The organism is Paractinoplanes maris, assembly GCF_023544465.1.
GTDB classification, from domain to species: Bacteria; Actinomycetota; Actinomycetes; order Mycobacteriales; family Micromonosporaceae; genus Actinoplanes; species Actinoplanes maris.
In genome coordinates, this window is the sequence record NZ_JALPVL010000004.1 from 292,209 (window position 1) to 310,167 (window position 17,959).

The 17,959-nt window shown below is 70.7% G+C and carries 13 protein-coding genes; 10 read left to right on the forward strand and 3 right to left on the reverse strand.

Annotated features, from left to right (window positions below; genetic code table 11):
• Positions 1–3: 3 nt before the first annotated feature.
• Both NAG42_RS13435 and NAG42_RS13440 read left to right on the forward strand, forming a co-directional pair.
• Positions 4–1,503 (forward strand): NCS1 family nucleobase:cation symporter-1, encoded by a 1,500-nt coding sequence (locus tag NAG42_RS13435; protein WP_250030567.1) that lies wholly within the window; start codon positions 4–6, stop codon positions 1,501–1,503.
• Complete coding sequence (locus tag NAG42_RS13440) at positions 1,500–2,231, forward strand: aspartate/glutamate racemase family protein (RefSeq protein ID WP_250030568.1); 732 nt, start codon at positions 1,500–1,502, stop codon at positions 2,229–2,231. Before NAG42_RS13435 ends, NAG42_RS13440 begins: the two co-directional genes overlap by 4 nt.
• On the opposite strand, the gene NAG42_RS44065 is transcribed toward NAG42_RS13440, so the two are convergent.
• The 3 genes from NAG42_RS44065 to NAG42_RS13455 are packed head-to-tail and all read right to left on the reverse strand — an operon-like array spanning position 2,195 to position 5,058.
• Complete coding sequence (locus NAG42_RS44065) at positions 2,195–3,649, reverse strand: diguanylate cyclase domain-containing protein (RefSeq protein ID WP_284045273.1); 1,455 nt, start codon at positions 3,647–3,649, stop codon at positions 2,195–2,197. The two genes, NAG42_RS13440 and NAG42_RS44065, sit on opposite strands and share 37 nt — an antisense overlap.
• A gap of 54 nt (positions 3,650–3,703) precedes the next feature.
• The gene (locus NAG42_RS13450) at positions 3,704–4,351 is read right to left on the reverse strand and encodes an MBL fold metallo-hydrolase (protein ID WP_250030569.1); all 648 of its coding nucleotides are present in this window, start codon (positions 4,349–4,351) and stop codon (positions 3,704–3,706) included.
• 2 nt (positions 4,352–4,353) lie between these two features.
• The gene (locus NAG42_RS13455) at positions 4,354–5,058 is read right to left on the reverse strand and encodes a maleylpyruvate isomerase family mycothiol-dependent enzyme (RefSeq protein ID WP_250030570.1); all 705 of its coding nucleotides are present in this window, start codon (positions 5,056–5,058) and stop codon (positions 4,354–4,356) included.
• Positions 5,059–5,246: 188 nt separating this feature from the next.
• On the opposite strand from NAG42_RS13455, the gene rsgA reads away from it, so the two are divergent.
• The 8 genes from rsgA to whiA all read left to right on the forward strand — a co-directional run bounded on the left by rsgA (position 5,247) and on the right by whiA (position 17,853).
• Positions 5,247–6,284, forward strand: coding sequence for a ribosome small subunit-dependent GTPase A (gene rsgA, locus NAG42_RS13460; RefSeq protein ID WP_250030571.1), 1,038 nt, complete (start codon positions 5,247–5,249; stop codon positions 6,282–6,284).
• Positions 6,285–6,309: 25 nt separating this feature from the next.
• Entirely contained in the window at positions 6,310–8,103 is a 1,794-nt protein-coding gene (locus NAG42_RS13465; RefSeq protein WP_250030572.1) for a DUF6311 domain-containing protein, read from the forward strand.
• 147 nt (positions 8,104–8,250) lie between these two features.
• Positions 8,251–11,253 carry an excinuclease ABC subunit UvrA gene (uvrA, locus tag NAG42_RS13470; protein ID WP_250030573.1) on the forward strand — a complete coding sequence of 1,001 codons (3,003 nt, stop codon included), beginning with the start codon at positions 8,251–8,253 and terminating at the stop codon, positions 11,251–11,253.
• Between the two features lie 232 nt (positions 11,254–11,485).
• Positions 11,486–12,019: a Rieske (2Fe-2S) protein gene (locus tag NAG42_RS13475; RefSeq protein ID WP_250030574.1), complete on the forward strand. Its 534-nt coding sequence runs from the start codon at positions 11,486–11,488 to the stop codon at positions 12,017–12,019.
• Between the two features lie 95 nt (positions 12,020–12,114).
• Positions 12,115–14,370: an excinuclease ABC subunit UvrC gene (uvrC, locus tag NAG42_RS13480; RefSeq protein WP_250030575.1), complete on the forward strand. Its 2,256-nt coding sequence runs from the start codon at positions 12,115–12,117 to the stop codon at positions 14,368–14,370.
• A 560-nt stretch (positions 14,371–14,930) separates the two neighbouring features.
• Positions 14,931–15,830 carry an RNase adapter RapZ gene (gene rapZ / locus NAG42_RS13485; protein WP_250030884.1) on the forward strand — a complete coding sequence of 300 codons (900 nt, stop codon included), beginning with the start codon at positions 14,931–14,933 and terminating at the stop codon, positions 15,828–15,830.
• On the forward strand, positions 15,830–16,816 hold the full coding sequence (locus NAG42_RS13490) for a gluconeogenesis factor YvcK family protein (protein WP_438872409.1): 987 nt from the start codon (positions 15,830–15,832) through the stop codon (positions 16,814–16,816). The genes rapZ and NAG42_RS13490 overlap by 1 nt, the downstream gene beginning before the upstream one ends.
• Before the next feature lie 56 nt (positions 16,817–16,872).
• Positions 16,873–17,853, forward strand: coding sequence for a DNA-binding protein WhiA (gene whiA / locus NAG42_RS13495; RefSeq protein ID WP_250030577.1), 981 nt, complete (start codon positions 16,873–16,875; stop codon positions 17,851–17,853).
• Positions 17,854–17,959 lie beyond the last annotated feature (106 nt).

Here is a 17,959-nt window from a genome sequence, read left to right on the forward strand (position 1 = left end):
GCCATGGCCGACATCACAACGAGCAAGCCCCAGGACGTGGTCGAAGCCGCCGGCATGCCGGTCGGCAGCGGCGTCATCAAACCCTCGTACGATCCGCGTCTGACCAACGAAGACCTGGCGCCCCTCGCGAAACAGCACTGGGGCTCCTACAACATCTTCGCCTTCTGGATGTCCGACGTGCACAGCGTCGGCGGCTACGTGACCGCGGGCAGCCTGTTCGCGCTGGGCCTGTCGAGCTGGCAGGTGCTGGTCTCGCTGGTGGTCGGCATCACCATCGTCTACTTCTTCTGCAACCTGGTGGCCAAGCCCAGCCAGGTCACCGGCGTGCCCTATCCGGTGATCAACCGGGTGGCGTTCGGGGTGCTCGGCGCCAACGTGCCGGCCATCATCCGCGGGGTGATCGCGGTCGCCTGGTACGGCATCCAGACCTATCTGGCCTCGGCCGCCCTCGACATCGTGGTGCTCAAGCTCTGGCCCAGCCTGGCCCCGTACGCCGATGTCGACCAGTACGGGTTCCTCGGCCTGCCACTGCTCGGCTGGTGCACGTACGCCCTGCTCTGGGTCCTGCAGGCGGCCGTGTTCTGGACCGGGATGGAGACGATCCGCAAGTTCATCGACTTCTGCGGCCCGGCCGTCTACGTCGTCATGATCCTGCTCTGCGGCTACCTGATCCACAAGGCGGGCTGGAACCAGATCGACCTGAATCTGGGTGACGTGAAGTACCACGGCTGGGACGCGGTGCCGGTCATGCTGGGGGCCGTCGCGCTCGTCGTGTCGTACTTCTCCGGCCCGATGCTCAACTTCGGTGACTTCTCCCGGTACGGCAAATCGTTCGGCGCGGTCAAGAAGGGCAACCTGCTCGGCCTGCCGCTGAACTTCCTGTTCTTCGCGATCCTCGTGGTCGTCACCGCTTCGCTGACCCTGCCCGTCTTCGGCGAGCTGATCACCGACCCGGTCGAGACCGTGTCGCGGATCGACAGCACGTTCGCGATCGCCCTGGGCGCGCTGACCTTCACCATCGCCACGATCGGCATCAACATCGTCGCCAACTTCATCTCCCCGGCCTTCGACTTCTCCAACGTCAGCCCGCAGCGGATCAGCTGGCGGATGGGCGGCATGATCGCCGCGGTCGGCTCGGTGCTGCTGACTCCGTGGAACCTCTACAACAACCCCGAGGTCATCCACTACACGCTGGAGACGCTGGGTGCCTTCATCGGCCCGCTGTTCGGCGTGCTGATCGCCGACTACTACCTGATCCGCCGGCAGAAGGTCGACGTCGACGCCATGTTCACGATGTCGCCCGAGGGCCGCTACCACTACAAGAAGGGCTACCACCCGCCGGCGATCATCGCGACCGCGGCCGGCGCGATCATCGCGATGATCCCGGTGCTGTGGACCGGTGGGCCCGGCATGCACACCACCGCGCAGTACAGCTGGTTCATCGGCATGGGCCTCGGCTTCGTGGTCTACCTCGCGCTGACCCGCCGGACGCGGTTCGCGTGAGGATCCAGGTCATCAACCCCAACACCACGGTGTCGATGACCGCGCTGATCGCGGCGAACGCCCGGGCCGTCGCCGGCCCGGGCACCGTCGTGGAAGCGGTCACCCCGGCGACCGGTCCGGCGTCGATCGAAAGTCACTACGACGAGGCGCTGGCGGTGCCGGGCGTCCTGGCCGCGATCGCCGAGGGGGAGCGGTCCGGCGCCGACGGATACGTGCTGGCCTGCTTCGGCGACCCGGGTCTGGACGCGGCCCGCGAGCTGGCGGCCGGCCCGGTCGTCGGCCTGGCCGAGGCGGCCATGCACGCCGCCACGCTGGTCGGTCGCGGTTTCAGCGTGGTCACGACCCTTTCCCGTACGCGGGGACGAGCGCACGACCTGGCCGGTCGCTATGTGGCGGCGGGCGCCTGCCGGGGCGTGCACGCCTGCGAGGTGCCCGTCCTCGAGCTGGAGACCGACCCGTCGGCCCGCAAGCGGGTGGTCGATCTGGCCCGCCAGGCCCTGGACCGCGACGGCTCGGACACCATCGTCCTCGGCTGCGCGGGCCTGGCCGGGCTGGCCGCCGGGGTCTCGGCCGAGCTCGGCGTCCCGGTCGTCGACGGCGTGACCGTGGCCACCCTGATGGTGCAGTCGCTGGTCACACTCGGCCTGCGCACGTCGGCCCGTGACGAGTACGCCCGGCCACCGGCCAAGCACTACACCGGGATCCTGAACGCCTTCACGCTCGCGTGAGCCGTCTTCTCCGCGTACATCTCGGCGTCGGCCGCGGCCAGCAACGCGTCGGCGTCGGGGTGGGACAGGTGGGCGGCCGTGGCCACGCCGATGCTGACCCCGACCGGATAGAGGTCGTCCCCCCGGCGTACGGGCCGGGCCACCAGCCCGCGGAGGCGCTCGACCAGGGCGCGGGCGTCCTCGTCGCCGGAAACGCCGTCGGCCAGCACCACGAACTCGTCACCGCCCAGACGCGCGGCCACGTCACCCGGGCGCATCGCGGTGACCAGCCGGCGGGCGAACTCGACCAGCACGAAGTCGCCGGCCGCGTGCCCGTACCGGTCGTTGACCTGCTTGAAGCCGTCCAGGTCGAGATAGAGGACCACGGGTCCGCCATTGCCGTCACGTGACCGGGACAGAGCCAGATCGAGGCGTGACAGCAGTGCCGGACGGTTGGCCAGGCCGGTCAGCTGGTCGCGTTCCGCCTGGTCGGTCAGGACCGCCCGGATGCGTTCCTGCTCCCGCACGACCAGGACGAACCGCACGAGGATCAACGTGGTCAGCAGCACCACCGAGACCAGAAGGGAGGCGCGGCTGAGCACGCTGTCGAACGAGTGGAGAGCCGCCGTCACCGGCAGCACCAGCAACGAGAGGCCGAGGAAGATCACCCGCGCCGGATGCAGCCGCTCGTCCCCGGCGGTCGTCTCGGCGATCCGGCCGGCCTCCGGATGCACCATCGCCGCCACGAGCAGGCTGTTGGCGACGAGCAGCAGGCCGTCCAGGCAGTCGGTGTCCAGGGACATCTGGGGGAACAGTTCCGGCAGGACGGAGATGCCCACATCCCCGGCCAGGGTGAGCGCGAGCGCGGCGACCAGGTAGCGCGCCGGGCCTCGCTTCGACCCCGGGGAAAGCACGAGCAGGGCGATGGCGGCGAACAGCAGCACGTCGCCGAACGGGTAGAACGCGCCGAAGACCAGCTCGAGCGACAGTCGTTCGGTCTCGACGGCCGGCAGGATCAGGAACTGCCAGAACAGCCAGGCGACCACGGTGGCCATGGCCAGGCCGTCGAGCAGGCCCTCGCGCAGGCGGCCCGGCGCGCGCAGCTGGGTGAGCCGCACGAGTCCGGCCGCCAGCAGGGGATAGCCCGAAATCCACAGCGCGTCGGACGGGGAGACGCCCGGCAGCGAGCCGAAGAGCCAGGTCAGCGCGTCGAAGAGCAGATCGCCGACGAGCCACACCGACAGGGCGGCCACGATGAAGGCGTACCCGGATCGGGCCGGGCCCCGCAGGGTGCGCCACCGCCCCCAGGCCAGCGCGACCAGGGCGCAGAAGGTGATCAGGTAGGACCAGTGGGCGGTCGGTGTGCCCGGCAGGATCACCGACAACGAGCCCGCCGTCGCGGCCACTGTCGGCACCAGGATGGCCGGGACACGTCTCATGCCGTGCCCATCGGCTGCGGACGGCCGGTGTCAAGACAAACGGATGTTCGGCTCCTACCAGCCGCGTTCGCGCCATTCGGCCAGGTGGGGGCGCTGCTCGCCGAGCGTGGAGTCGTTGCCGTGGCCCGGATAGAACCAGGTGTCGTCGGGCAGCCGGTTGAACAGCTTCAGTTCGACGTCGTCGAGCAGGGACTGGAAGTTGTCCTTGTTGCCGCGGGTGTTGCCGACGCCGCCCGGGAAGAGGCTGTCGCCGGTGAACAGGTGGGCGGTGCCCCGCGGGTCCTGGAAGAGCAGGGCGATCGAGCCGGGCGTGTGGCCGACCAGGTGGATCACCTCGAGGGCGTGCTCGCCCACCGCGACCAGGTCGCCCTCGCGCACGGTGCCGGTGACGACCGGGATCTCGGCGGCGTCGTCGGTGTGGGCGAGCGACGAGGCGCCGGTGGCCTCGACCACCTCGGCCAGCGCCTGCCAGTGGTCACCGTGGCGGTGGGTCGTCACGATCGTCTCCAGGCCCGACGGGCCGGCCAGGTCGATCAGCGTCCGCGCGTCGGCGGCGGCGTCGATCAGGATCTGCTCGTCGCCGCTGCGCAGCAGGTAGGCGTTGTTGTCCATCTCGCCCACCGACACCTTGACGATGGTCAGGCTGCCCAGGTCACGGACGGCGGGCTCGCCGCCGCGGGTCACTTCACCGGTGTACGCCACTGTTACTTCCACCTCGCGGGGGTCGGGAGCTCGCCGTCGGGCGAGACGGTCAGGTCGGTGCCGTCGTGCCGGCCCGCCAGCCAGGCGGCGATCGACCTGGTCGGGCCGCCGACGACCGGCGGGCTGGGCGCGGAGCCGATGGTCAGCACGTGCTCGATGCCGTAGGGCCGCAGCTGCAGGGCGGGCCAGTCGTCCGTCGCGCCGGCCACGATCTCGCGCAGCAGGCGCAGCGAGAACGCGTCCGACCACTCGGCGGGCGTGTAACCCAGGCCGAGGTCGACGTGATGCACGGTCACCTCGCGCAGGCGGGTCCACGGCAGGGCGGCCGCCGACTGACCCAGCCAGGGCAGGAAGACCGCCCAGGCCTCGGCCGGCATGGCCGCGGCGGCGTCGGCGAAGCGCTCGTGCGAGGCGCGGATGTCCTCGAGCTGGTCGCGCAACGGCCGGGCGGCGCCGTCCTGGATGCCGGTCTCGCGGGCCTCGGGCGACGGGTACGGCGGGGTCTCGACACCGGTGCGGGCCGTGGTGAGCAGGTTGGTCAGCGCGTCGGCGTTGCGGGCCACGTGGGTCAGCACGTGCCCGACCGTCCACCCGGGCAAACGGGACGGCGAGCCCACAGCCGCCGGATCAAGGTCGGCCGCGCTGCGCAGCAGCTCGTCGGTGGCTCGATCTACGTCGGTCAAAAGGACTAGTGGATCCATAGTCACGGTGAGAACCCTAGTGGGTCGGAAATCAGTTTCGCTGCCGTAGCGGCGACCGTACCGTCGGTGCAGACGCGCCGATCAGATCTCGCGGAGGAGGTGGGGAGCGTGCTGTTCGTTCTGGCGTCCCTTCACCCGGAGGCCTTCGCCTGACCCGCGGGTCCGGCGATCCTCCCTTTCCGAAACGGGTTCCCATGTCGCACGATCTGTCCCAGCTCGGCTGGGACGAGTTCCTCGCATCCGCCTACCGCCCCTTCGACCGTTCCGACGCCACCGCCGGCCGTGTGCTGCGGGCCGATCGCGGCGTCTGCACCGTGCTCGACGCGACCGGCGCCGGCCGGGCCAGCCTCGGCGGCTCCGTGCTGCTCAAGGCCGCCCACGATCCGGCTCTGCTGCCCTGTGCCGGCGACTGGGTGGTGCAACGTCACTGGCCCGACCGCCGGACCACGGTCGAAGCCGTCCTGCCCCGGCGGACCTGCCTGATCCGCCGCACCTCCGACAAGGACAGCACCGGTCAGGTCCTGGCGGCCAACATGGACACTGTGGCCGTGGTCGAGCCGATCCACCCGGAGCCGGACGACGCCCGCATCGAGCGCCTGCTCGCCCTGGCCTGGGAGTCCGGCGCCCGGCCGCTGCTCGTGCTGACCAAGGCCGACACGGCGGCCGACCCGGAGGCGATCACCCGGCAGGTCGCCGAGATCGCGCCGGGTGTGCCGGTGGTCGCGGTGAGTGCGCGGCTCTCGCTCGGCGTCGAGCAACTGCGGGCGTACGCCGGGAAGGGTCGCACCCTGGCCCTGCTGGGCCGGTCCGGGGCCGGGAAGTCGACGCTGGTCAACGCCCTGGCCGGGACGACCGTCATGCCGGTTCAGCAGATCCGCGACGTCGACGGCAAGGGCCGGCACACGACCGCGTACCGGAATCTGGTCCTGCTGGCCGGGGGCGGGGCCGTCCTGGACACGCCGGGCATCCGCGGAGTCGGCCTGCTGGACACCGCCGAGGGGCTGAGCCGCGCCTTCGCCGACGTCACCGAGCTGGCCGGGGGGTGCCGCTTCGACGACTGCCGGCACGAGTCGGAACCGGACTGCGCGGTGACGCTCGCGGTCGCCGACGGCACGCTCGCGCCGCGCCGGCTGGCCAGCTGGCGCAAGCTGAGGCACGAGATCGAGATCGAGTCGGCCCGTCAGTCGGCTCGGCTGACCGGGGCGGCCGGGCACCGCCGCAGGCGTTCCTGACACACCGCTCTGTCACAATGCACCGGTGCGTGCGGTGAAGGAAGTCGTCGAGAACGCCGATTCACGGCTCGAGACGCCCGCTGCCCCGCGCCGCTCCCGGGCCGACCTCTGGGCCGGGCTCACCTACCTGGTCCTCGCCCTGCTGGTGATGAGCCGGCTGTGGCGCGACCCGAACGGCCGGGTGCTGGCGAACAACGACGACGACCACGGCGTCTTCCTGTTCATGCTGGCCCACGGCGAGCGGGTGCTGTTCCACGGCGACAACCCGTTCTTCAGCGACCGGCTCAACGTGCCCGACGGCGTCAACATGATGGCCAACACCTCGGTGCTGGCCCTGAGCCTGCCGATGGCGCCGGTCACGCACTGGTTCGGTCCCGGCGTCTCGGTCGCGCTGCTGCTCACGCTCGGTCTGGCCGGCACCGCCTTCGCCTGGTATTGGGTGCTGTCACGGCACCTGGTGACGAGCCGGGTCGCGGCCTGGATCGGCGGGCTGTGGTGCGGCTTCGCGCCGACGATGGTCTCGCACGCCAACGGGCATGTGAATTTCGTCAGCCAGTGGGTGCTGCCGTTCATCGTCTGGCAGGTGCTGCGGCTGCGCGAGCCCGGCCGCCGGTGGCGTGGCGGCGTGATCCTGGGCCTGCTGATCGTGGTGCAGGTCTTCATCAACGAGGAGAGCCTGCTCTTCACCGCGCTGGCCCTCGGCGTCTTCGTGGTGGCGTACGCGCTGATGGCCCCGGCCCGCGCCCGGAGTGAGGCGCGGCCCCTGCTGGCCGGTCTCGGGGTCGCGGCCGGCCTCTCAGCCGCCCTGCTGGCCTACCCGTTGTGGTATCAGTTCTTCGCCCCGGGCAACTACCACGGCCAGCCCTTCGCCCCGGACGACTACGCGACCGATCTGGCCTCGCTCGTCGGGTTCGCGCGGCAGTCGCTGGCCGGCAACGCCGAGCTGACCCGGCAGATGAGTGTGAGCAGCACCGAGGACAACATGTTCTTCGGTCCCGTCGGCTTCCTGATGGTGGTCGCGTCGGTGGTGGTGCTGTGGCGCTCGGTCGCGGCCCGCGCCCTGGCCGTCTCGGCGCTCGTCCTGCTGGTCGCCTCGATGGGTCCCCGGCTGGTGGTGTTCGGTCACCAGACCGGCTTCCCGCTGCCGTTCGGCCTGATCAGCCACGTCCCGATCATCGATCTGGTCAGCGTGACCCGGTTCGCGATGGTGCCGGCGACGATCGCGGGCCTGCTGCTGGCCCTGGCCACCGACCGGATGCGGACGGTCTCGCCGCGCGGGCGGCGGTGGTGGCAGGTGGGCCTGGTGCTCGCGCTGGTGCCGCTGTTCCCCAAGCCGCTGCCGGTCGTCGAGGGCACCCCGCTGCCGCCGTTGTTCACTCAGGGCACCTGGCGGCAGTACGTGACCGACGACCGCAGCCTGGTCACCGTGCCGCTGCCCGAGGTCACGACCGGCCGGGCGGGCATGCGGTGGGCGGCGCTCAACCACCTGGAACACCGGTCGCCCCGGGGCTACTTCATGGGCCCGGTCAACCCGCCGGTCGACGACACCGGCTCCTGGAACGCGCCCCGCCGGTTCACCTCCGACCTGCTGTGGCAGGTGCAGGCGTACGGTGTGCGGCCCCGGCTGACCGGTGCCGACCGCGAGCGGATCACCGCCGACCTGGTCCACTGGCGGGCGGCCGTGGTGGTGCTCGTCCCCGGCAGCCGTAACGAGGGCCCCCTGCTCGACACCCTCACCACCGCCCTCGGCCCGCCGCGGCAGGTGGGCGGCGTGCAGCTGTGGGACGTACGCTCGTTGCCGGTTCCCCCGCAAGAGTGAGCTTCTCGCGCCCCCGATGCGGGAATTAGCGCGATGTGACAAGCGCTGCACCTCCTTGGCGCTGTCGGCGGCAAAACTTGTCGTACCCCCTGGCTAGAGTGGCCGCGGCTCTGCTTGATTCATACACCTGTACGGAGAGGCTGGCTGGTGGCCGACCGTTTGACTATTCGAGGCGCGCGCGAACACAACCTGCGCGACGTCAACCTGGACCTGCCCCGCGACGCCATGATCGTGTTCACCGGTCTGTCCGGCTCCGGCAAGTCCAGCCTCGCGTTCGACACGATCTTCGCCGAGGGGCAGCGGCGTTACGTCGAGTCCCTCTCGTCGTATGCGCGGCAGTTCCTCGGGCAGATGGACAAGCCCGACGTCGACTTCATCGAGGGTCTGTCCCCGGCGGTGTCGATCGACCAGAAATCGACGTCGCGCAACCCGCGCTCGACCGTCGGCACGATCACCGAGGTGTATGACTACCTGCGTCTGCTGTTCGCCCGCACCGGCATCCCGCACTGCCCGGTCTGCGGTGAGCGGATCAGCAAGCAGACCCCGCAGCAGATCGTCGACCGGGTCCTGACCATGGACGAGGGCACCCGGTTCATGGTTCTCGCCCCGGTCATCCGTGGCCGCAAGGGGGAGTATGTCGACCTCTTCGCCGAGCTGCAGGCCAAGGGCTACGCCCGGGCCCGGGTCGACGGCGTGGTCCACCCGCTGACCGAGCCGCCGAAGCTCAAGAAGCAGGAGAAGCACACCATCGAGGTGGTGGTCGACCGGCTCAGCGTCAAAGCGAGCAGCAAGCAGCGGCTCACCGACTCGATCGAGTCGGCGCTCGGCCTGGCCGGCGGCATCGTGCTGCTCGACTTCGTCGACCTGCCGGAGGACGACCCGCAGCGCGAGCGCCGCTTCAGCGAGCACCTGGCCTGCCCCAACGACCACCCGCTGGCGATCGAGGACCTCGAGCCCCGGGTCTTCTCGTTCAACGCGCCGTATGGTGCTTGTCCCGAGTGCACCGGTCTGGGCACCAAGAAAGAGGTCGACCCCGAGCTGCTCATCCCGGACGAGGAGCGCAGCATCCGCGAGGGCGCGATCCAGCCCTGGTCCGGCGGCCAGACCCAGGAATACTTCCTGCGCCTGCTCGAGGCGCTGGCCAAGGCCGAGAAGTTCAGCGTCGACACACCGTGGCGCTCGCTCTCGTCCCGCGCGCAAAAGATGATCCTGCACGGCTCGGAGGATCAGGTCCACGTCCGTTACCGCAACAAGTACGGGCGTGAGCGGTCCTACTACACCGGCTTCGAGGGTGTGGTGCAGTGGCTGGAGCGGCGGCACAACGACACCGAAAGTGACTGGTCGCGCGACAAGTACGAGGGCTACATGCGCGACGTGCCCTGCCCGGTCTGCGGCGGCACCCGGCTCAAGCCCGAGGTGCTCGCCGTGACCATCGCCGGCAAGAGCATCGCCGAGGTCTGCAACCTGTCGATCGGCGACTGCGCCGACATGCTGGCGAGCATCAAGCTCGACGACCGGGAAAAGATGATCGCCGAGCGGGTGCTCAAGGAGATCAACGCCCGGCTGCGGTTCCTGGTCGACGTGGGCCTCGACTATCTGTCCCTCGACCGCGGCGCCGGCACCCTGTCGGGCGGTGAGGCCCAGCGCATCCGGCTCGCCACCCAGATCGGCTCCGGCCTGGTCGGCGTGCTCTACGTGCTCGACGAGCCGTCGATCGGCCTGCACCAGCGCGACAACCACCGGCTGATCGAGACGCTGGTGCGGTTGAAGAACCTGGGCAACACGCTGATCGTGGTCGAGCACGACGAGGACACGATCCGGCAGGCCGACTGGATCGTCGACATCGGCCCCGGCGCCGGTGAGCACGGCGGTCACATCGTGCACAGCGGCTCGGTCGCGGGTCTGCTCAAAAACCCGAAATCGCCCACCGGGGCCTACCTGTCGGGTCGCAAGTCGATCCCGACCCCGGCCGGTCGCCGCCCTCAGATCCCGGGCCGCGAGCTGGTCGTCCAGGGGGCCCGCGAGCACAACCTGCGCGGCCTGACCGTCGGGTTCCCGCTCGGCCAGTTCATCGCCGTCACCGGGGTGAGCGGCTCGGGCAAGTCGACGCTGGTCAACGACATCCTCTACACGGTGCTGGCCAACCAGATCAACGGCGCCCGCATGGTGCCCGGCCGGCACACCCGCATCAGCGGCCTGGAGGAAGTGGACAAGGTCGTCGGCGTCGACCAGTCGCCGATCGGCCGCACCCCGCGATCCAACCCCGCCACCTACACGGGCGTCTTCGACAACATCCGCAAGCTGTTCGCCGAGACGACCGAGGCCAAGGTGCGCGGCTACGGCCCGGGCCGGTTCTCGTTCAACGTCAAGGGCGGCCGCTGCGAGAACTGCGCGGGCGACGGCACGATCAAGATCGAGATGAACTTCCTGCCCGACGTCTACGTCCCGTGCGAGGTCTGCAAGGGCGCGCGCTACAACCGCGAGACGCTCGAGGTGCACTACAAGGGCAAGACGATCTCCGAGGTGCTGGAGATGCCGATCGAGGAGGCGGCGACCTTCTTCGAGCCGATCACGTCGATCCACCGCCACCTCAAGACGCTGGTCGACGTGGGCCTGGGCTATGTGCGTCTGGGCCAGCCGGCGCCGACCCTGTCCGGCGGTGAGGCGCAGCGGGTCAAGCTGGCGTCCGAGCTGCAGAAGCGGTCGACCGGCAAGACCGTCTACGTGCTCGACGAGCCGACCACCGGCCTGCACTTCGAGGACATCCGCAAGCTGCTGCTGGTGCTCAACGGCCTGGTCGACAAGGGCAACACGGTGATCACCATCGAGCACAACCTCGACGTGATCAAGAACGCCGACTGGCTGATCGACATGGGTCCCGAGGGCGGCAGCAAGGGCGGGCTGGTGCTGGCCACCGGCACCCCCGAGGAGCTGGCCGAGGTGCCCGAGAGCCACACGGGCCAGTTCCTGCGGCACATGCTGGGCCTCGAGGGCGAGCCCCAGGGGGCACCGGCCGCGACGGCCCGGGCGGCCAAGGCGAACGGCAGCACCGCCAAGGCCAACGGCAGTGCCGCGAAGGCGACCGGCAGCGCCGCGAAGGCTGCTCCCAAGGCCCGGGCGACGCGTTCCCGGGCCAAGGCGGCACTGTAACGGCGGCAGTCATCAGCAACATCACAGGTGACTCATAGCTACGACGCCCGGTCGGGGACATAACCTCGACCGGGCGTTGCCGCGTGGGGGCAAAAGCCCGCGAACATGGTTAGATCGCCGCGTCCGGCGGCGGAGATTTTCGCGGTAAGCCTGAACCCGGCAAGCCGCGGCAGCGTAAATAGAGGCGACGCCGCGTGACCACTCACGCGGACCAGGCACTGGAGGGCAAGCGATGACAGACGTGCAGACCACACCCGACGCCGAGGAGCTCCGCGAGGAGGAACCCCGCCGTCCGGCTACGGCCTCGACGCGCCGTCTGGTCCTGCTCGGGGCCGGTGCGGCGGGCGCCACGGCGGTTCTGGCGGCCTGCGGCACGGCCACGCCGACCACCAACAGCAACGGCACCGACTTCAGCGACACCCCCGGGCCGGCCGGCAGCGCGGGCGCCGGCAACGGCAACGCCGGTGACAACGGCGGCTCCGGCGGCACCTCGCTCGCGGCCACGGGTGACATCCCCGAGGGCGGCGGCATCATCGCCGGTGACCTGGTGATCACCCAGCCGGTGGCCGGCACGTACAAGGCGTTCAGCAAGGTGTGCACGCACGCCGGCTGCGACGTCAACAAGATCGACGGTGGCCAGATCTCGTGCCCGTGCCACAACAGCAAGTTCTCGATCGAGACCGGCGAGCCGACCTCCGGGCCGGCCACCAAGGCCCTGCCCGAGACGAAGGTCAAGGTGGACGGCGACAACATCGTCGCCGCCTGACCACTGTTTGATCGGCCGGAGGTCCGACACCGTGGCGGCGGCGACGGACCTCCGGTCGGACAATCATGTCAGTCCCCCGCACTACTGTTGAGCCTGTGCCAGACCCCTCCAGCTACCGGCCCGCGACGGGAACGATCCCCGAGTCGCCGGGCGTCTACCGCTTCCGTGATCCGGGCGGCCGCGTGATCTACGTGGGCAAGGCCAAAAACCTGCGGAACCGGCTGAATTCCTACTTCGCCGACACCTGGTCGCTGCACGCGCGAACGCAGCAGATGGTCACCACAGCGGCCAGTGTGGACTGGGTGACGGTGGGCACCGAGGTCGAGGCGCTGCAGCTCGAGTTCTCCTGGATCAAAGAGTTCGACCCGCGCTTCAACGTGAAATACCGGGACGACAAGTCCTACCCGTTCCTGGCCGTGACCCTCAACGAGGAATACCCCCGGCTCCAGGTGATGCGCGGCGCCAAACGCAAGGGTGTGCGCTACTTCGGGCCTTATTCGCACGCGTGGGCCATCCGCGAGACGCTCGACCTGCTGTTGCGCGTCTTCCCGGCGCGCACCTGCTCGGCCGGTGTCTTCAAGCGGGCCGGTCAGATCGGCCGCCCCTGCCTGCTGGGTTATATCGGCAAGTGCTCGGCGCCCTGTGTCGGCTCGGTCAGCGCCGACGAGCACCGCGCCATCGTCGACGACTTCTGCGACTTCATGGCCGGGCGCACCGACACGTTCGTCAAGCGGCTCGAGCGCGACATGATGCAGGCCTCCGAGGAGCTCGAGTTCGAGAAGGCCGCACGCCTGCGCGACGACATCGCGGCCCTGCGCCGGGCGATGGAGAAGCAGACCGTCGTGCTCGGTGACGGCACCGACGCCGACGTGGTCGCCTTCGCCGAGGATCCGCTCGAGGCGGCCGTCCAGGTCTTCCACGTCCGCGACGGCCGGATCCGCGGTCAGCGCGGCTGGGTCGTCGAAAAAGTGGAGGATCTGACCACCGGCGATCTGGTCCACCACTTCTGCAGCCAGGTCTACGGCGGCGAGGAGGGCGAGGGCGACGTGCCGCGCGAGGTGCTCGTGCCCGCCCTGCCCGAGGACGCCGGGGCGCTGGCCGACTGGCTCTCCGACCACCGGGGCAGCCGGGTCTCGCTGCGCGTGCCGCAGCGTGGCGACAAGCGGTCGCTGCTCGAGACGGTGGCCCGCAACGCCGGCGAGTCCCTGCAGCGGCACAAGCTGCGTCGCGCCGGCGACCTGACCACCCGCAGCAAGGCGCTCGACGAGATCGCCGAGGCGCTCGGCCTCGACTCGGCGCCGCTGCGCATCGAGTGCTTCGACGTCTCCCAGATCCAGGGCACCGACGTGGTGGCCTCGATGGTCGTCTTCGAGGACGGCCTGGCCCGCAAGAGCGAATACCGCCGCTTCGCGATTCGCGGCAACCCCGACGGCAGCGGCACCGACGACCTCGCCGCGATGAGCGAGGTCATGCGGCGCCGGTTCGCGCGCTTCCGCGCCCAGCCCGGCGCCGACGCCCCCCAGGACCGCCCCGACGACGACGCCGAATTCGCCCCCACCGACGCGGACAACGTCGGCGCGGCGTCCGCCGGCCCGGGTTCGACCGGTGTGCTCACAGCCGGGGCGGAGCGCGGCGAGGACAGTTGGGCCGAGGCCGCGGCGGCCGGGGAGTCGGTGACCGAGGATGCGCCAGCTGCGGACGCGTCGGCCGGCGCCGATGTTGACGAGCAGATCGCGACCGCCGACCTGCCCGGCATCGACCCGCTGACCGGGCGGCCGCGCCGGTTCGCCTATCCACCCCAGCTCGTCGTCGTCGACGGTGGCCAGCCGCAGGTCAATGCCGTGGCCGCGGTGCTGTCCGATTTGGGCATCACCGACGTCGCCCTGTGTGGCCTGGCCAAGCGACTGGAAGAGGTGTGGCTGCCGGGCGACGACTTCCCGGTCATCCTCCCGCGTACTTCCGAGGCGCTCTATCTGCTCCAACGCGTCCGCGACGAGGCGCACCGCTTCGCGATCACGTTCCACCGGCAGCGCCGCTCCAAGCGGATGACCGCGTCGGCGCTCGACAACGTGCCCGGTCTGGGGGAGACCCGTCGCAAGGCGCTGCTGCGCCATTTCGGCTCCCTCAAGCGGGTGGCCGCGGCGACCCCCGAGGAGATCACCGAGATCCCCGGCATCGGCCGCCGCACGGCCGAGGCGCTGCTGGCGGCGCTGAACCCCGAGTCGGCCAAGACCGCCGAGCCGCAGGGCGAGGCCGAGCCCGGCGCCGTCCCGACCGGGGGAGCGGGACGCACGAAGGCCGGCGCCAACCGCTCGAAGGCCGCCCGCCCCGAGGCGCCGTCGCGCAACTGACGTCGGTCGCGGAGGGGCCGGGTAATGCCGGCCGGGTGGTTCGGTCATGCGTAAAGCGTGGCGCAAGAACTGCCCGGCTGCGGCCCCTGTGGACAACGCCCGGCCGACCGGCAACCCCTGTGGACAACGCAAAGCATGATCCCTCGCGAGAGCGTAAGTTCGCCCCGGCCCCCGGAAGAAAGGATGGCGCGGAGCAGTTCGGCTGGCCGGCGGGGGTGACTCGGTCGGCAGGCGCGACGGCCGGCTTGGTCGGCAGCGTCGGGCTGCTCCAGCGGTAAGCGCGCGGCTGGCCGGCGGGGGTCATTCGGTCGGCAGGCGCGGAGGTAGTTCGGTCGGCGGCGGGCAGCTTGACCGGCGAGTGCCGGGCTGGTCGGTCGGCAAGATCACGGGCTGGGGCGGAAGGTGGGGCTGGGTGTGGTTGTTGTGACAACTGGAGCCGCGGCACCGATCGGATGGATGACAGGCGTCCGAGAGGATGCCGGTGCCGGCTTCGGCCTAGGATGTTGTGTCCGCCGGGGGTGCGGGCGAAGCGACGCTGGGAGGCGTGCGTGACGGAGTCGATGCCGGAGTTCGTGGCCGACGCGACCGATCCCGACGAGGTGGCCACCGATCTGGTGGTCGTGACCGGCGTTTCCGGGGGTGGGCGCAGCACGGTCGCCCGCGCGCTGGAAAACGTCGGCTTCTATGTCGTCGACAACTTGCCGCAGGCGCTCATGCTCGACATGGCCCAGCTCGCCTTCCAGGCGGGCGGTGCCGCCCGGCGGACGGCGATGGTCCTCGACGTCCGCAGCCGCGCGTTCTCGACCGATCTGGCCGGCGCCATCCACGCGCTGCGCGAGCGCGGCTTCTCGCCCCGGGTCGTTTTTGTCGACGCCGAGGACGACGTGCTCATCCGGCGGTTCGAGTCGGTGCGCCGGTCGCACCCGTTGCAGGGTGACGGACGTCTCGCCGACGGCATCGCGGCCGAGCGCAAACTGCTCGCCGAGGCGCGCGAGCAGTCCGATGTGATCATCGACACCAGCCACCTGAACGTGAACCAGCTGCGCCGCCGGGTCGAGGAGCTGTTCGGCGGTGAGGACGTGCGCCGGCTGCGCATCACCGTGCTCTCGTTCGGCTTCAAGTACGGTCTGCCGCCGGACGCCGACTACGTGATGGACGCCCGGTTCCTGCCCAACCCGTTCTGGGTGCCCGACCTGCGCGATCACACGGGCCTGGAGAACGCGGTCAGCACCTACGTCCTCGACCAGGAGGGCGCGGGCGACTTCGTGAAGACGTACGCGGGTCTGATCGCCGCCACCGCACCCGGCTTCGAGCGTGAGGGCAAGCGCTACCTGACCGTCGCGGTCGGCTGCACCGGCGGCAAGCACCGCAGCGTCGCGATCGCCGAGGAGCTCACCGCCCAGCTGCGTGACATGCGCCTCGCCGCCCACTCCTCCCATCGCGACCTGGGGCGGGAGTGATCCGGCCCCCCGTTCGGGTGGTGGCCTTCGGCGGCGGCCACGGATTGAGCGCCTCGCTGCGGGCCCTGCGCCGCAGTGCCGCCCAGCTCGACCTGGACATCACCGCCGTCGTCACTGTGGGTGACGACGGCGGGTCCAGTGGCCGCCTGCTGGCCGAGCGCGACGCGCTGCTGCCGCCCGGTGACCTGCGCCAGGCCCTGGCCGCGCTGGCCGACGACCAGCCGGTCACCCAGCGCACCGCCAAACTTCTGCAGTACCGCTTCGCCGAGATTCCCGCGGTCGGTGGCGAGGGCCCGGATCCCCTGGTCGGGCACGCGGTGGGCAACCTGCTGCTGCTCGGCCTGATGGAGATGCTGGGCGACCCGGTGCAGGCGCTCGACCAGGCCGCGGCCATGGTCGGCGCGCGCGGCCGGGTGCTGCCGATGGCCCGGCACGCGATCGGCATCGAGGCCGACGTGCGCGGCGCCGACCCGCAGCATCCCCACGACGTTGTCACGATCCGTGGTCAGCATGCCGTGGCGGTCGCGCATGGTCACGTCGAGGCGGTCCGCATCCACCCGGCCGACCCGCCGGTCTGCGGGCAGGCCATCACCGCGATCGACGAGGCGGACTGGTTGATCTTCGGCCCGGGCAGCTGGTTCACCAGCGTGCTGCCGCACCTGATGGTGCCGGGCCTGGCTGAGGCGATCATGAAAAGCTCGGCCCGGCGGCTGGTTACGCTCAACCTGGCCACCGAGAACGAGACGCTCGGCCTGTCGGCCGCCGACCACCTGGCCGCGCTGCACTGGTATCTGCCGGGGTTGCGGGTCGACGTCGTGCTGGCCGACGGACGCTGGGTCGGCGAGCCCGAGCCGGTCCGGCGGGCGGCCGAGTCGCTGGGGGCGCGCCTCGTGCTGGCACCGGTGGCCGTTGCGGACGGGAGCCCGAGGCATGATCCTGGATCGCTGGGCGTTGCCCTGGTGCCTGTCCTGGGTGCCGATCGTTAAAGCAAGGGTTATGCGGCACTTACTGTTCAAGATCCGGCGCATGAGGTGACAACACGATGGCTATGACGGCAGCGGTCAAGGATGAGCTGAGCCGGGTCGACGTGCCCAAGCCCTGCTGCCGGCGAGCTGAGATGGCGGCCCTGCTCAGGTTCGCGGGCGGCCTGCACATCGTCTCCGGCCGGGTGGTGGTGGAGGCCGAGCTCGACACGGGGGCGGTGGCCCGGCGGCTGCGGCGCGAGATCGCCGACGTCTACGGCTACCCCAGCGAGGTGCACGTCCTCGCCTCGGGCGGGCTGCGCAAGGGCAGCCACTACATCGTGCGCATCGTCAAGGACGGGGAGGCGCTCGCGCGTCAGACCGGTCTGCTCGACGTGCGCGGCCGGCCGGTGCGGGGTCTGCCGCCGCACGTGGTCTCGGCCAATGTCTGCTGCGCGGTCGCCGCGTGGCGGGGCGCCTTCATGGCCCACGGCTCGCTGACCGAGCCCGGCCGGTCGAGCGCGCTCGAGATCACCTGCCCCGGTCCCGAGGCCGCGCTGGCCCTGCGCGGGGCGGCCCGGCGGATCGGCATCACCGCCAAGGACCGCGAGGTGCGCGGCGTCGACCGGGTGGTCATCAAGGACGGGGACGCGATCGCGGCGCTGCTCACCCGCATCGGCGCGCACGCGAGCGTGCTGGCTTGGGAAGAGCGCCGCGTACGCCGTGAGGTCCGCGCCACGGCCAACCGGCTGGCCAACTTCGACGACGCCAACCTGCGCCGCTCGGCCCGCGCCGCCGTGGCCGCCGCGGCCCGGGTCACCCGCGCCCTGGAGATCCTGGCCGACGAGGCTCCCAACCACCTCACCTCGGCCGGCCGGCTGCGCCTCGAGCACCGCCAGGCCTCGCTGGAGGAGCTGGGTGCCCTGGCCGATCCGCCGCTGACCAAGGATGCGATCGCCGGCCGTATAAGGCGTCTGCTCGCCCTCGCCGACAAGCGCGCCCGCGACCTGGGCATCCCCGACACCGAGGCCGCTGTCACCCCGGAGATGATGGCCTGCTGACCGCCCGCGGTGGGCCTGCCGTCACATCCCGTACGCCTGGGTTGTCCTTGACAAGAAGTCCTGGTTAACGGCGCGGCGGCGTCGTGACCCCTCGGAAATTGTGCGG